This window comes from Chryseolinea sp. H1M3-3 (genome assembly GCF_029360725.1).
Lineage (GTDB): Bacteria > Bacteroidota > Bacteroidia > Cytophagales > Cyclobacteriaceae > Chryseolinea.
The window spans coordinates 115,456-131,044 of sequence record NZ_JARKMY010000010.1 but is presented as its reverse complement, the minus strand read 5'-3'; the positions used below and the strand labels follow the sequence as shown (position 1 = coordinate 131,044).

Below are 15,589 nucleotides of genomic sequence, written 5' to 3'. Positions count from 1 at the left end.
AACGCAATATTCATTTGTATGTCCAAGAGAATCAGTATCAATAACCGATCTTTTGCCGTTCAAATCCCGTTCATTATTAAAATTGCCGTGTATGATTGCTGATCATGACTACATCGTCCTTTATCGGACATTGGTTGAGAAAAAGTTCTTGTTGGGGAGCGGCGAGGGCAAATTGAAACAACGTGAGTTAGAATATCTGGGTAACCTGATTGAGGAAAAATCCAAAGTCAGGTTGAGTATTTCAACCTTAAAAAGGATTTGGAGGCAAGAGGTCCAGCAGTTACCACACCCTTCCACATTAGACGCGCTTGTGTCAATACTTGATTACAAAGACTGGCAGGATTTCAAAAAACAAAACTTGACTAATGAGAAGACCTCGCGGAACGAATCGAAAAAAAAGCCCGACTTTCCTGCATTACCTGTCTTGATTTTTATCGGCGTTGCCATTTTAGCTGGAAGTTTTTTTATTCTTCAAGGTTTTAATAAAAAGGCGAAAGGAGTCATTATTTCAAAGGCGGTTCAGTTTTCGGCCGACAAGACGATAATGTTTGGCGTACCGAATACTGTTATTTTCCATTATGATTTGTCGGGCGTTAAAGCTGATAGCTTCTTTCTTCAGCAATCCTGGAATCCAAAGGATAAGGTCCCTATTGATCCCGGCAAAAATTATTATTCGGCAATTTATTATACCCCAGGTTTTCATTTTGCCAGAATCATGGCCAATGATTCTATTTTAAAATTTGAGAAGGTCCACATTCAGACAAAAGGCTGGTTCCCGATTGTGAAGTATGATTTCAGAGACAAAAGAACTTTGTATCTAGACACTGCATCCATTCGCCAGGATGGAAGCCTGCAAATAACAAATGCCAGTCTTCAAAAGGCAAATGTGGATTTAAGTAAAGACTTCTATCTGCGTTATTACAATATCCGTGACTTCGATGGCGTAACCAGTGATAATTTTGATTTAGAGACCAAGCTTAAATGTGACAAACTTTCTAGCATTTCAAATACAGTGGCTTGTCCGTTGATGGAGATCATGTTCATTACGGAGGAAAATGTTTTTTTCATGCCCTTAACCAGTAAGGGATGCGTTGGCGAGCTTGATTTGCTTATGGGTGAAATTTATAAAAGTGGTCAAGACAACGACTTATCAGCGTTTGGTACAGAGGTGTACCAGTGGCAAACTCTTAGGATCAAAAGCGAAAACAAAAAAGTATCTATTTTTTTAAACGGAAATGTTATTTATGAACTCCAGTATCAAAAGGACTTCGGAAAGATAAAAGGACTCATTTACACCTTTACTGGCCCTGGTTCTGTTGATTTTTTAAGAATGAAGAATACAGCGGGGGAATTGATTTATGAGGATGAATTCAATCACGGATTGCCTGGAAAAAATACGCCTTATTTTAAAAAAACAGGGTGCGCCTTAGCACACCCTGTTAACTAAATTAACAATCCGAATCACTTATAACCTTCATTCTGCCAGCAATCCGTTCCAATACAATCCCCTTCCGTAACGCGATCTATCTGATCTTGTGGAATAGGTCTCAGTGCATGGAAGGGCTGAATGTTAGATCCAGCCTCCACAGGATTCCAAGCGGACACTCTGGCAAGTAACGACTTCGTTCTTACGAGGTCTGTTCTGCGCAGCCCTTCACCATAAAATTCCCGCGTACGTTCATCTAAAATAAAATCAAGCGTTACATCATTTTCTGTTATTTCCATTGCGAGTGCTGCGGCATCATTTTCTGCCTGAGTGTTTGTTTTCTTATAGGCAGCCCTGCGTCTGACCACATTTATCAGATTTGCAGCCTCACCATTTCCTAATTTGAAAGCGGCTTCGGCGGCTAGTAAATAAACATCAGAAAAACGGTACAATACTACTGGTCTCGTAGAAGGGTCGTTCATTGAAACGCGCGTATTATCATCTTGTTTCTTTACCGCTGGCCAAACCTGATCTGTATGCATCGAAGGCGTAACAACAATTCCTTTAAAGGGTCTTCCATTAACGGCATGTGGCGCACCTGGTTCTTCATAGTCCACAAACCAAACACCCGTATCTCCCGGAACCAATGTGCCGCGTGATCCGGTAGAGGTTTTGTTAACAATCCAAACAGTCTTGAAGGTCTTGTCATAACGTGTGTCGATATTTCTATTTACAAACGCCTGATCGTAAATATATTTTTTTCCTGCATTAGGACCTGTCGAAACCGTGGCGGAATTGTCACGAACCCGAAGGTACGGTCTTCCGTTTTCAACATCTCTGTTGAAAAGATTTGTGGTACTTCCGTAAACCCATGCCTTCGTCGCAGGATTAAATGTTGAATTTGCACCTAACACATTTCCTGAATAATTCCAACGATGTAACCATGGCACGAGATTTTGAGCAGCGCCGCCTGAAGCACCAAGTTGGTATAGACCATACGTTGCATCACTACTGTGGTCGCTTACAAATATGTTTTCCTTTCCATAGTCATTTGCGATAGCAAATGCATCAGCGTAATCTTGCCACAATCCAAATCCATAGGTAGCCTGATTGGTGATCAAATCATTCAGAATAGTGTAAGCTTGCTGAAAATCGCTGTTGTTGTCGTTTAGCCAGCCTCTTGTTAAATACACTTTCCCCAACAAATAGAGCGCTGCACCTTTTGCTGCGGCTTTTCCTAAGAATGGAGCGGTAACTTGGTTTGGCAACCTGTTTGAAGCTTCGGTCAAGTCAGAAATAATCAGTGCGTAAATTTCATCCACTGATGCCTTCTTATCTGATTTGGAAGGAACTGTTATAAATTCCGTATGCAACGGCACCGCGCCATATGTTTGAACAAGATCGAAGTATAAGAATGCCCTAAGGAAGAAGGCCTGTCCGAGATAAAGATTCTTTGTTGCTTCAGGCAGTTCTGAAGTAGGGCCAATTTCCAGAATACCATTTAACGTGTTAATGGATGTATAAACACCGAAGCCACCATTGAAATCATTTCCATCTATACCGTTGTAAGTAAAGAAATCAGGTCCGGCTCCTCCACCGCGCAGGTGCTCGTCTGTACCTGCCATTTGTTGCAGCGTATAACCTTCTGTACCATACGAACCGCGAATTGAATTATAGACACCGGCAATACCGCCCAACAGGCCGCCCGGCGTACTAAAAAATGAGGGAACTATTTGTGTTCTCGGCTGCTCGTCCAGTAGATCATTGCAGCTACTGAACACAAGCGCACTTACCGCTAGGGTTATATAACTAAATTTTTTAAGTCGTTTCATAAAAATCACTTTACAGGTTCTAGAATCTTAAGTTTACGCCCACAATAAATTGCCTGGTTGAAGGGTTATTAGCGTTAACACTAATTTGCCCCAGCTGTGTTCCAGTCCTCCCGTTGGAGTATCCACCTTCGGGATTTGAGACAGCCGCACCATAACCATTTCCTTCTGGGTCAGGCCCGAAACCATCCTGGACAAACGGAGAATAAATTACGAAAGGATTAACTGCGCTGACATAGACACGTAGCGAACTTATTCCTGCTCTGGATACCAAAGCCGATGGTAGCGTATAACCTAAATTGATACTTCTGCACTTTATGAATGAGCCATCCATGTATGCGAGTGTAGACGAGAATAAAGGTCTATCGCGACTTGCATCAGGTTGAGGGAAAGCATTTGTAGGATTAGATGGCGTCCAGTAGTCAACCTTCAATTGGTTAACCCGTCCTTGCATGAAAGCAAAGTATCCGGCAAATCCACCATCAGATGAAACATAAGGTACTACTACTTTCATCCCCATCCGGGCATATGTTACAACCGAAAGATCGAAATTTTTAAAAGTGAAACGGTTTGTTAATCCTCCTTCCCAATCAGGTTGAAAGTTTCCGATTATCTGGCGGTCGTCTCCATTGATGATTCCATTTCCATCCACGTCTTCAACGCGTATTTGACCTGGAACTTGTACCGGGGAAGTTTGGGCGGCTAGTTCAGCAGCATCATCTTGTTGCCAAATCCCTACTTTTCTCAAATCATAAATAACAGAAAGCGGTTGTCCTACGAACCATCCGTTATCGATGTTTCGCAATTCATCAGGCGTGGTCAATTGAACTATCTCTTCACGATTGAAAAAATAATTCACATCTACACTCCAATTAAATCCTCCATTACTTTTTTTAATAACATCAGCTCCTAACGTGATTTCAAGCCCACTACCTTTCGTCTTGGCAATATTCTGGGTAGTTGAATTTGCGCCATTACTTTGAGGTAAGGTCACATCGAGGATAATATCTTTTGTCTGGTGCTGATAAACTTCAATGGCACCGGTGATGCGGTTATTAAACAAGCCAAAATCTAAACCGAAGTTTGTCTGCGTTGTTGATTGCCAGGATAAATTGTTGTTCGGCAATACGGTAACGAGATATCCAATTTGATTTCCGGCCGTTGATTTCCCAAAATTGTAAGCACTTTTTCCAAGTTCGCCCAGCGTTGAATAGGCACGGAAACTTTGATTAGAAGTTTTTCCCCAACCTGCTCTAAGTTTCAAGTTTGATAAGAAACTCACGTTTTGCATGAACGATTCATTTGAGATGTTCCATGCGAGTGCAAACGCTGGATAGGTAAACCATTGATTACCCGGTGCCAGAATGGAGGAGCCGTCTGATCGAACAGTGGCTGTCAAAACATACCGGCCATCAAAACTGTAGTTAACCCTTCCCATATACGAAAGCAAGCCCCGTTCCGTAAAATTGAATGGATTGTCCGCTGTGTTGGCTGGATTCTTGGCGTAAGTATCCGCCGCTAAATCCAGATTGTAGTTTTGAAAATAATCTGCTGGCATTCCCAATCCGAAAATACCAGATCCCTGATCATGGTTTTTCTGCGCGCTGAATAACCCCGTAAAATTAAGTTTATGCTTTTCCTTAATTGTCTTGTCATAGATCAACAAGTTTTCGAAAGTGTATTGGTAGGCTTCGGAATTTCTTACGCTTGAGCTGGCTTGAGAATCAAATTCAGAAGTATTCACATAAGTGTTTGCACCGGAATAATTGTCTTGTTGAGTTTGAGTAAAATCTAAACCAACGTTGAGCCTATACTTCAGGTCTTTAAACAGCTGGACTTCGGCATACAAACTATTGAAGGTTCTTATGCGGCGTGTCCTTGCTAAAATTGCGTCAGCTTTGGTGATCAATGTTAAAGGACTCACAGAAGCCTGATCGATGTGTCCTTCCTGAGGACGTAAGTTCACAGTACCGTCGGCGTTGTACGGACTTGCAAGCGGCGTCATTCTCATTAGGCCACCTGGAACCCCACCACCACCTGGTGTGTTGGTATAGGATAGCATATTCATGGTATTCAAACCAATTTTTATTCTATCATTTATCTTTGAGTCTACTGTTCCTCTTATAGAAAATCTTTCGAAATTTTGATTGGGAATAATTCCAGTCTCCTTAAAATAGGACGCTCCCATAGAATACTGTGTGTTTTCTGTTCCGCCAGTAACCCCCAGGTTATGACTGGAAAAGTAACCATGCTGGTAAATTAAGTCTTGCCAGTCAGTGCTTATTCCAGCATCTAAAGCAGCTTGTTCTGCTGCGGTTAATCCGTATGACGACGTTCCAGGTGCAGAACTATTCCCGGCAGCTGCATCTAATTTAAATTGGGCTAGTTCCGGTCCGGTGAAAACTCTTAACTTATCCATGATAGTAGAGGTACCATAATAGCCGTCATAGCTAAAAGTTGTTTTTCCAGGTACGCCTCTTTTTGTAGAAATAAGGATGACGCCTCCGGAGCCTCTGGACCCATAGATAGCCGTTGCCGAAGCATCTTTCAAAATTTCCAAGCTAGCGATGTCGTCAGGATTTATGTCATTGATATTACCGCCGTATGGAATTCCATCCACAACCAATAACGGTGCATCTAGTGCGTCTTCTCTCGCAGCAGTTTCTGCTGCATTTGCACCGACTCCACCACCGCCGCTGTTATTTCTTACAGGTGCAGAAAGAGAGCGTTTTCCACGGATACGAATTTGCGCGCCCGAGCCTGGTGTAGCGCCGGCATTAATAATCACGACACCAGCAGCGCGACCTTTAAGCTGATTCACAACATTCGGTGCAGCCACCTCCCGCAACGTTTCTGATTTTACAGATGCGATGGCACCTGTTACATCTCTCTTAGTTTGAACGCCGTAACCTACAACTACCACTTCACCTAAGGTTTCTGTACTAGGCTTCAATTGTAGGTCTACAACGGTACGATCTCCTACTACGATTTCCTCGGTTTGATAACCAATGAAGGAGAACACCAGCACCGGCTGAGTAACTGTTGAGGGTATATCAACCGTGAAGTTACCTTCTGAGTTACTGGTAGTACCAGTAGTTGTGTTTTTTAAAATTACGTTCACTCCCGGCATCCCTACACCGGTTTCATCAGTAATTTTTCCCTTAACAACATTCTGAGCATAGGCTCCTAACGTTGTCATCAACATAAGTACCATCAAAGACATCACTCGCCAGGGGCGATGCCGCGTTTGAGGACTCGAATCAATTTGTAGAATTGTTTTTTCCATATAGTTTAGTTTTAAGTAAGTGCCGCAGTTGAAATCGATTTCTGTAATGACTAACAGGCGGCTAGTCCATGATTTGATGAGTTCCGTCATTCAATTAGGGAATAGCAACAAATCCAATCTGAAACATCCAACGACCTACTGATTTTAGATTAAGCAGCTCTGGTTGATGTTTCATCCCGCCATTTTGGTTACTGTAATGCTCTGACCTTGAGGGTTTTTCTTCATACCCCGCTCGTTACGTCTGTAGTGGAGGAGCGAGTTATAGAAGTCGATTACGAATGTCATGGATAGAAAGAAATTATGCAACCGATTGCAAATAATTTTTCTTAATATTTTATTTATGCCGAAATTTGGTGTTTAAATGAAGAATATTGAATGCAATCGGTTTAATACTTAATATATAAGATTAAATAGAAATGTGTATAATAGCCGTCCGGAACGCCTTAAACCATGAGTATTCACAAGGACATTACGATCTATGATATCGCTGAGGCACTGAATTTATCACCCGCGACAGTCAGCAGAGGTTTGAAAGAACATCCATCCATCCGAAAGGACACGCGCAAAAGGATTTTGGATAAAGCCAAGGAGATGGGTTATCGGCAAAATTTCTTTGCCAGTAACCTGCGACGAAACCGCACCAACACGATTGGTGTCATCGTCCCTCGGCTCAACAGCTATTTTATGTCTGCTGTAATTGCCGGAATGGAAAAAATTGCTAACCAGGCAGGATATAATCTGATTATCAGCCAATCGATGGAATCTGTCGCTAAAGAAATTGTGAATGCTAAGACACTTTATAATACCCGCGTAGATGGCTTGCTAGTATCGCTTGCGTATGGCACGGATGATATTTCACACTTTGAAGATCTTTTGGAAAAAGGTGTACCGCTAATATTTTTTGATCGTGTATTCGACCATCCACTTTGTACAAGTATTGTCATAGACAATTATAAAGCTGGCTATGAAGTAACACAACACCTCATTAGCCAGGGATGCAGAAGGATTGTTCACGCCACGGCCAGTTTGAAGAGAAACGTATATGCCGACCGTTTGAAAGGCTACAAGCATGCACTAAGTGATAATGGAATTCCATATGACGAAAAGTTAGTTTTCATTAATAACCTTAGCGAGCAAGCGAGTACTGAGGTATGCAAAACGTTGTTGCAAATGGAGCCGCGCCCGGATGCAATTTTTGCCTCGAACGATGCTTTTGCCGTTAACTGTATACGCGAGTTAAAACAAGCCGGAATAAGCATACCTCAGGACATCGCGGTAGCGGGTTTCAACAATGATCCGTTGTCAAAAGTGATAGAACCTAATCTTACAACAGTGAACTATCCCGGAAATGAGATGGGTGAAGTCGCGGCGTCTACATTGATCCGCCGACTCGATCTTCAGCATGGAACAAGCTTAAATACGATCGTTCTTCGCCACGAACTGATCGTTCGTGAATCGTCTTTGCGGAAGCCTAAGGTTTAACGTTACACGAACGATAAACCTTAAGTCTGCATAATTTATTTTTACAGTGAGCTCCGAATCCCTAGCTCAAGTCCTCTTAATTCGGCCAGACCGCGTAGTCTCCCAATAGCTGTATACCCCGGGTACGTAGTTTTTCTCAAGTCATCAAGCATCTGATGGCCGTGGTCGGGACGCATGGGTATAGAAACTTTTCGCTTCTTCATCAGTAAAACAATTTCTTTTACAACGGCATACATATCCACGTCTCCTTCCAAATGATCCGCTTCATAGAAGTTGCCCTGGTTATCTCTTTTTGTAGCGCGCAAATGCAAAAAGTGAATGTGGTCACCCAATCTCCGAACCATTCCAGGTAAATCATTATCAGGCCTGACCCCGTATGATCCTGTGCAAAAGCAAAGACCATTGGCCGGCGAAGGCGCAGCAGCAATTAACTCCTGTGCATCCTTTTCAGTACTAACAATGCGCGGCAGTCCTAGTATGGAATAAGGCGGGTCATCGGGATGGATTGCCATCTTTAGCCCTACCTCTTCGGCTACCGGCACAATTTGTTGTAAGAAGTAAAAGAGATGCTCTTTCAATTTCCTGGCGTCTATACTTTCATATTGTTTTAGCGCCGAAAGAATTTGGTCGGTAGTGAATCGCTCATCACTTCCTGGTAACCCTAATAATGCATTTTTGTATACGGTGTCCTTTTCCGTTTGAGTCATCGTGGCAAAACGCTTTTTAGCGCTGTCAATTTCTTCAGCGGTATAGCTTTTTTCAGCGTTAGGTCTTTTTAAAAGAAATAAATCAAAAGCAATAAAGGCGGCCTTTTCAAAGTATAAAGCCTTGCTCTTATCGGGCATTTCATACGTAATATCGGTTCGCATCCAATCTACAATAGGCATAAAGTTGTAAGTCACAACCTTCAATCCACATTGTGCTACATTTCTCAGACTTTGTTTATAGTTTTCTATGTATTGTTTATAAGGGCCAGTTTGTTTTTTTATTTCCTCACTTACCGGTAAACTTTCAATGACAGTCCAGATCAATCCTGCGGCCTCGACTTCGGCAACCCTCTTTTTAATATCTTCGATTGGCCATACTTGTCCTGGCGGGATATGATGAAGCGCGGTGACCACGCCAGTACATCCTGCCTGCCGAATGTCCCATAAGCTAGTTGGATCGTTGGGCCCATACCAACGCATTGTTTGTTCCATTACCATAGTTTGAATTAGTTAAGTAAAATGAGGGTTGAATTTATAATTAAAATAGTCGATAGTATTTTACTTCGGCAAATTGGGTCGAGGTAGATTTTGGCCAGACAATCGGTCAATATCATCGATATGGAAGTTTAGTATGCAATGAGAAACGATTTTTGCTGATCAAACGGCGGCCTAAGGTCTGCACTCAACCCAAATTTTGCAACCGGTTGCTGTAAAAATGTTGGACACGCGTCCCAGAATTTGTAAAAATGGTACCTTAGCGTAATGCAACCGATTCAAATCAATAACTTCGAAACCGATTTTGAAGGTGGGCATTGATTAATTAATATTTCGCATATGGTCAATTTGTCAACAATGAAAAGTGTTTTAATCATCATACTTCTTTTTATTTTTTCAGCTGGTCATTCCGAGGATGGCTACAGGCTATGGCTCCGTTATGATCCCATTTCTGATGTGACAAAACGGAAGGAATACGCTGCTTTATTAAAATATCTCGTACTGGAGCAAACTTCCCCTACGTTTAATGTGGCCGAGAAAGAACTTAAGCTAGCATTAAACGGATTACTTGGTTTAAATCTGACGACCACCAATGTAATTCAAGAAGCAGGTGCCATCATTCTTGGTACTCCCGCAAGTTCAAAGATCATTGCTTCATTAAATCTCCATGATAAGTTGAGGTCATTAGGTGATGAAGGGTTTTCTATACTTGCGACATCTGTCAAGGGAAAAAAATGCATTGTTGTCGCAGGTAACAAAGATGTAGGTGTATTGTATGGAACTTTTCATCTTATTAAATTAATTCAAACCTATCAAGTACTGCAAAACATTTACGTTCAAAATACTCCGCGTATTAAACATCGGATACTGAATCACTGGGATAATCTTGACAGGACTGTTGAAAGAGGTTATGCTGGGTTTTCGCTTTGGGACTGGCATAAGCTCCCTGATTACATCGATCCGCGTTACTATGATTATGCAAGGGCTAACGCTTCTATAGGTATCAATGGTTCAGTGGTAACAAACGTAAACTCCAACGCTCAAATTTTAACCGAACCCTATTTGCAAAAGGTTGCAGCGCTGGCAAATGTCTTCCGGCCCTACGGGATAAAGATTTATTTGACGGCACGATTCAGCGCGCCACGAGAAATTGGAGGAATGCCGACTGCTGATCCCCTCGATCCTAACGTGCGCTCATGGTGGAAAAAAAAGATCGATGAGATCTATCAACACGTTCCTGATTTTGGCGGCTTTGTGGTAAAAGCCAACTCCGAAGGTCAGCCGGGCCCACAAAATTACAAGCGTTCACATGCAGATGGTGCAAACATGTTAGCGGAGGCACTCGCGCCTCACAACGGTATAGTTATGTGGCGTGCTTTTGTTTACGATAACGAAGTTCCTGAAGATAGAGCAAAGCAGGCATTTAATGAGTTTAAGCTACTGGATGGAAAGTTTAATAAAAATGTGATGATCCAGGTGAAAAACGGACCCATAGATTTTCAGCCGCGGGAACCTTTTCATCCTTTGTTTGGGGGATTGCCGCAAACACCTATTAATATGGAATTCCAGATTACACAGGAGTATCTCGGTTATGCAACGCATCTTGTTTACCTCGCACCATTATTTAAGGAATGTCTGGATGCAGATACTTATGCCAGTGGAAAAGGCTCTTATGTTTACAAGGTCATTGATGGCTCCTTACATGGTCACGCGCTTACAGGTATGGCAGGCGTTGCAAATATTGGGAATGATCGTAACTGGTGCGGCCATCCCTTCGCACAATCCAATTGGTATTCATTTGGAAGGTTGGCATGGAACCCTACGTTGACTTCAGAAGCAATTGCCGAGGAATGGATTCGCATGACTTTTTCAAACGAGCAAGATGTCGTGAAATCGTTAAAGGAACTGATGCTTGCTTCAAGGGAAATAACAGTGAATTACATGACTCCATTGGGGCTGCACCACATTATGGGGTGGGATCATCATTACGGTCCTGGCCCATGGATAAAAGATAAACCACGCGCCGATTGGACATCGGTGTATTATCACAAAGCTGATGATTTCGGAATCGGCTTTGATCGAACAAAAACAGGAAGTAATGCATTAGGTCAATATGCGCCGGAAGTGCAAGAAAAATATGGAAGCCTCAAAAATTGTCCTGAAGAATATCTGCTGTGGTTTCATCATGTCTCCTGGGATCATAAAATGAAATCAGGCCGTTCCCTGTGGGACGAACTTTGCCACCGATACTACCAGGGAGCAGATTCTGTGAAGTGGATGCAGGATTCATGGAATAAAATGGAAGGTAAAGTTGACCACGAACGATTTTCGCAAGTTAAAAGTCTGTTGGCTATTCAATACAAAGAAGCGGTATGGTGGAGAAATTCATGTGTCTTGTATTTTCAAACTTTTTCTAAAAAGGACATTCCACCGGGCTTTGAGAAACCTGAGAAGTCTTTAAACTATTATGAAAGTTTACAGTTTCCTTTTGCTCCGGGGATAAGGCCAAAGTGGTAGCGCTATTTTCGGTATACCGTTTGCCATAAATACGTTGGCTTATCCGCCTCAACGGAAAATATAGCCTTGAGGCTTTTAAGACAGACGGTTTTAAAAGCCTCATCTTTTTCTCAAGCTTTTTTTTCAAGGGTGCCTCTGTGTAATTTTTGCACACTGTGGATTTTTTTCCCTATACTATCCACACTATTTTTTTCTACCGGCTTACATAAATAAACATTCAATTCAAGTTATCCTTCGCCAAAAACTCACATCCATAAATATCTACAGGTGCTGTTTGACACAAGACATCGCGTATCCGTTCAGCATTTATTTTCATTTTTAACTCTCGCTTGGGCAAGAACTTCATGGGGAAAAAATTGCATGACACCGAATCAGTTTCTACAAATTATAACCTAAAGTTTTCACTCAAGTGCTGCATTCGCAGGGCACTATTTTTGACCCCTTTTGCTGAAATGTGCAACATAACTTTGAAAGATTATGAGAAACAGGAATAACAACAGGCGTGGTGTATTGAATACATCTAACCCCGATTGGAGGGAAGACCGGGGCTCCTATGGTCATGGATACCAAAACCATGGTTATGAAAATGACCGCAGTAATTTTAACTATAACGAAGGCAATATGGGTTACGGCACTTCTATCGGAGGGCGTTATGACAATTACGGAACAGACCGTTATTATAACCAACGGGGTGCATATGCAGAAAATGAATATGGTCGGCAGTCTGACCGGACCAGATACATAAGAAATCGTGATGAAAATAGTTACAACGATTGGAGACCGGGATCAGGTAACGACTATGGAAAGGATTATTTGAATTACGGAAGCGAGCGAGGCGCAAACGACCGGGCATATGATGAGTATAATCGCTCAAGTTATGATCGTTCGAATTACGAAGGAAGAAATTATAACCGTGGAGGAAATTTCGGTGGTGGCAGTTATGGCAACGATTATAATCGGAATAGAAGGGGTGAGGACAGGGATGATAGAGGCTGGTGGGATAAAACCACAGACGAGGTAAGTTCATGGTTTGGGGACGAAGATGCGGAACGAAGAAGAATGTGGGACAAACAACAAGAAGGTCTTCATAAAGGTAAAGGTCCACGTGGATACAGCCGTTCCGATGAACGCATTAAAGAAGATATTAACGATAGGCTTAGCGATGATGTGTTTGTTGACGCCACTGATATTGAAGTAAGTGTCAACCAAGGGGAAGTAATTTTGACCGGAAGCGTAAATGACCGTAGTTCTAAGCGCCGTGCCGAAGATATTGCGGACGGCGTCTCAGGCGTGAAAAATGTTGAAAATCGGATTCGCGTTCTTACGTCCCAACGTACCGCCAGCACCTGGAGTCCGTCAACTGACGAAAGCTCTACACAATATGGCAGCGATCGTTCTTCAAAAAGTGAACGTGCCACAAGTACAGAGCGTACTACGTCAAAACAAACTATATAATAACATTAAACGCCCGCGTAAACCGGGCGTTTTGTCTAATCCTTAACTATGAAAAAAAGCAGCAAAAAAAATATACAGGCTAATGCCAAGGCATCGTCAGGCAAGGCTACCAATGTTTCAGAAGAAGATTTCCCGGGATATCCATTGTATCCAGCTAGCGAGGATATAATGAACCAGGCAAAACGTGTCGATGTTGACATCGAGGCCGCTATCGAAAACAATCAACCAATAAAAAGCGAAGTATCAATTCCAGGGATTCCAAAATTGGGGACGAGCGATAAGGATTCGGATTTAACAAAAGACGACTTTCAAGCGCTTGCATCTGATGAAATTGAATCGGAAGGCGATGACGAAATTTTGTCAAATAGACCCTGGCCTGTAGATTTCGCCGGCGGCGATTTGGATATCCCAGGAAGTGAGCAGGATGATGCACAGGAAGAAATCGGCAGTGAAGACGAAGAAAATAATTCTTATAGCCTGGGCGGCGATAATCATGAAGATCTTGAGGAAGACCGTTCGTGACTTTTGATCGTTAATTATCTTTTAGGATAAACAATTTTAAAAAAAAATTGTATACTTGGGCTTCGAGAGGGCCTGTATGTAACCTGTAGTAGGCATTTCTCCGCATCTTCTTTTCGTTGAGGCCTAATCCACCATGCGTCCGCGGTTAATGCTAAGAAAATTTTTTGGGGCAAGTGAAGCGTGACCTCTGGACGATTTCAAAAATAAAAACCCGTCTAAATAATAATGCGTTAACTAAAGCGGATGATTTATTACAAGAATTTACTTCTGATCGATGATGATGAGGATGATCATGAATTTTTTTTGGAAGCCGTCCGAGAAATCGACAATACAATCAACTGCATTTGTCTGTACGATGGAGAGATGGCGTTGTGTATGCTAAGAGAAAAGAAGTCGTTGCCCGATCTGATTATATTGGATACAAATATGCCAAAAACGAATGGAAGGCAGATTTTGACGGAGCTAAAAAGTGATCCTGAATTAAGAGACATTCCAGTCATTATGTATTCAACTTTAATCTCGGAGCGAGACAACAGCGAGTTACAAAAACTTGGAGCCGCCCATTATTTAGCAAAACCTTCTAAATTTGAAGATTTCCTGAATGCCTTAAATCAAATTCTTAGGCGTAGATGGTGAATTATTCGCCGGACGATACAGGTAGTGAAATGATAAATTTTGATCCCTTATCTATTTCGCTCAGTGCAGCAATGTGACCTTTGTGTTGCTCAACAATTTTTTTACACAGGGCAAGACCAATCCCTGTTCCTGAAAATTCTGAATCGTGATGTAGCCTTTTAAACATGCCGAAAATTTCTTCAGCATACTTCTGGTCGAATCCTATTCCGTTATCTTCGACAAGAATGCGACAATATTTTTTGTCCCGTGTGTTGATGAGCAGGTTATTTTCTACACGAACTTTAATCTCCGGGCATACATTCTGCTTGCAGTATTTCAAAGCATTGCTAATCAGGTTATAAAACAACATTCTTATTAACCTTGGGTTAACTTCCAACGTTGGAAGTTGCTCAATTGTAATTTTTGCTTTTTTGCTTTGAATCTCGTCATCGTTATCATTTACTATTTCCTGGATGAGGACGTTCAAGTCCGTTTTAACGTAGGTTGATTTATCTATGGAAATTCTGGAGAATGCAAGAATGTCAATAATAAGGGCTTGCATTCTTTCGGCCGAACTTTGAATTCGATTGATCAGCCGAACATCGTCATTCAACACTTCATGATATTTTTGGTAAAGCCGGTCGCTGAACATCAAAATTTTACGCAACGGTTCTTGGAGATCATGCGAAGCCATAAAGGCGAATTGTTCAAGATCTTTATTAGCTGATTCCAGGCTATTGATGTTTTGAATCAATTGTTTGTTAAGCTGTATTACTTTTTCTTCAGATGTCTTGCGATCTTTTACTTCATTTTCCAGGCTTCGGTTAATGGCGATAAGCTTTTGCTCTTGCTCGTGTAATAGTCTGGTTTTTTTATAAAGCTCAATAAGGACGCCCACCTTCGCCCGTAAAATATCTGGATTTATAGGTTTATAAATGTAGTCAACAGCACCTGTTTGATAGCCCTTAAACATATTTTCATCACCAAAATTATTGGCTGTAATGAAGATGATGGGAATATGCTTAAGCTTTTCCCGTTCGTAGATCAGCGAGGCCGTTTCGAAACCATTGAGATTCGGCATCTTTACATCCATGAGGATCATGGCAAAATCAAATTCGCTCAACAGGATTTTTAGCGCTTGACGCCCTGAATTCGCTTTAACAAACTGGTAACCACTTGGCTGAAGGATAGTTTCGATCGAGAGTAAATTGTCCTCTCGATCATCCACTAACAAAATTTTAGGGTGCATACTTCT

Annotated in this window: 10 protein-coding genes; 6 read left to right on the top strand and 4 right to left on the bottom strand. The window is 41.9% G+C overall.

Annotation, left to right across the window (positions count from 1 at the left end; all coding sequences use genetic code 11):
• The first annotated feature begins 91 nt into the window (after positions 1-91).
• On the top strand, positions 92-1,447 hold the full coding sequence (locus P2W71_RS17455) for a hypothetical protein (protein WP_276372591.1): 1,356 nt from the start codon (positions 92-94) through the stop codon (positions 1,445-1,447).
• A 14-nt stretch (positions 1,448-1,461) separates the two neighbouring features.
• Here the strand turns inward: P2W71_RS17455 and P2W71_RS17450 are convergent, their stop codons facing one another.
• Positions 1,462-3,258 carry a RagB/SusD family nutrient uptake outer membrane protein gene (locus tag P2W71_RS17450; protein WP_276372589.1) on the bottom strand — a complete coding sequence of 599 codons (1,797 nt, stop codon included), beginning with the start codon at positions 3,256-3,258 and terminating at the stop codon, positions 1,462-1,464.
• Positions 3,259-3,277: 19 nt separating this feature from the next.
• On the bottom strand, positions 3,278-6,541 hold the full coding sequence (locus P2W71_RS17445) for a SusC/RagA family TonB-linked outer membrane protein (protein ID WP_276372588.1): 3,264 nt from the start codon (positions 6,539-6,541) through the stop codon (positions 3,278-3,280).
• Between the two features lie 450 nt (positions 6,542-6,991).
• On the opposite strand from P2W71_RS17445, the gene P2W71_RS17440 reads away from it, so the two are divergent.
• Positions 6,992-8,023 carry a LacI family DNA-binding transcriptional regulator gene (locus tag P2W71_RS17440; RefSeq protein WP_346659965.1) on the top strand — a complete coding sequence of 344 codons (1,032 nt, stop codon included), beginning with the start codon at positions 6,992-6,994 and terminating at the stop codon, positions 8,021-8,023.
• Between the two features lie 41 nt (positions 8,024-8,064).
• On the opposite strand, the gene uxuA is transcribed toward P2W71_RS17440, so the two are convergent.
• Entirely contained in the window at positions 8,065-9,228 is a 1,164-nt protein-coding gene (gene uxuA, locus P2W71_RS17435) for a mannonate dehydratase (RefSeq protein WP_276372585.1), read from the bottom strand.
• 354 nt (positions 9,229-9,582) lie between these two features.
• Here uxuA and P2W71_RS17430 point away from each other — a divergent pair, with 354 nt between their 5' ends.
• The 4 genes from P2W71_RS17430 to P2W71_RS17415 all read left to right on the top strand — a co-directional run bounded on the left by P2W71_RS17430 (position 9,583) and on the right by P2W71_RS17415 (position 14,355).
• Positions 9,583-11,742, top strand: coding sequence for an alpha-glucuronidase family glycosyl hydrolase (locus tag P2W71_RS17430; protein ID WP_276372583.1), 2,160 nt, complete (start codon positions 9,583-9,585; stop codon positions 11,740-11,742).
• 477 nt (positions 11,743-12,219) lie between these two features.
• Positions 12,220-13,197 carry a BON domain-containing protein gene (locus P2W71_RS17425; RefSeq protein WP_276372581.1) on the top strand — a complete coding sequence of 326 codons (978 nt, stop codon included), beginning with the start codon at positions 12,220-12,222 and terminating at the stop codon, positions 13,195-13,197.
• 48 nt (positions 13,198-13,245) lie between these two features.
• A complete protein-coding gene (locus P2W71_RS17420; RefSeq protein WP_276372580.1) occupies positions 13,246-13,719 on the top strand; it encodes a hypothetical protein in 474 nt (157 codons plus the stop codon).
• 243 nt (positions 13,720-13,962) lie between these two features.
• Positions 13,963-14,355 (top strand): response regulator, encoded by a 393-nt coding sequence (locus P2W71_RS17415; protein WP_276372579.1) that lies wholly within the window; start codon positions 13,963-13,965, stop codon positions 14,353-14,355.
• Between the two features lies 1 nt (position 14,356).
• Here P2W71_RS17415 and P2W71_RS17410 read toward each other — a convergent pair whose 3' ends face one another.
• Positions 14,357-15,583, bottom strand: a complete 1,227-nt coding sequence (locus P2W71_RS17410) for an ATP-binding protein (RefSeq protein ID WP_276372578.1) — start codon at positions 15,581-15,583, stop codon at positions 14,357-14,359.
• Between the last annotated feature and the right edge of the window lie 6 nt (positions 15,584-15,589).

Excerpts from the sequence above, each read along its gene's own strand:
- P2W71_RS17455 (WP_276372591.1), top strand. The coding sequence starts at position 92 with ATGATTGCTGATCATGACTACATCGTCCTTTATCGGACATTGGTTGAG.
- P2W71_RS17450 (WP_276372589.1), bottom strand. The coding sequence starts at position 3,258 with ATGAAACGACTTAAAAAATTTAGTTATATAACCCTAGCGGTAAGTGCG.
- P2W71_RS17445 (WP_276372588.1), bottom strand. The coding sequence starts at position 6,541 with ATGGAAAAAACAATTCTACAAATTGATTCGAGTCCTCAAACGCGGCAT.
- P2W71_RS17440 (WP_346659965.1), top strand. The coding sequence starts at position 6,992 with ATGAGTATTCACAAGGACATTACGATCTATGATATCGCTGAGGCACTG.
- uxuA (WP_276372585.1), bottom strand. The coding sequence starts at position 9,228 with ATGGTAATGGAACAAACAATGCGTTGGTATGGGCCCAACGATCCAACT.
- P2W71_RS17430 (WP_276372583.1), top strand. The coding sequence starts at position 9,583 with ATGAAAAGTGTTTTAATCATCATACTTCTTTTTATTTTTTCAGCTGGT.
- P2W71_RS17425 (WP_276372581.1), top strand. The coding sequence starts at position 12,220 with ATGAGAAACAGGAATAACAACAGGCGTGGTGTATTGAATACATCTAAC.
- P2W71_RS17420 (WP_276372580.1), top strand. The coding sequence starts at position 13,246 with ATGAAAAAAAGCAGCAAAAAAAATATACAGGCTAATGCCAAGGCATCG.
- P2W71_RS17415 (WP_276372579.1), top strand. The coding sequence starts at position 13,963 with ATGATTTATTACAAGAATTTACTTCTGATCGATGATGATGAGGATGAT.
- P2W71_RS17410 (WP_276372578.1), bottom strand. The coding sequence starts at position 15,583 with ATGCACCCTAAAATTTTGTTAGTGGATGATCGAGAGGACAATTTACTC.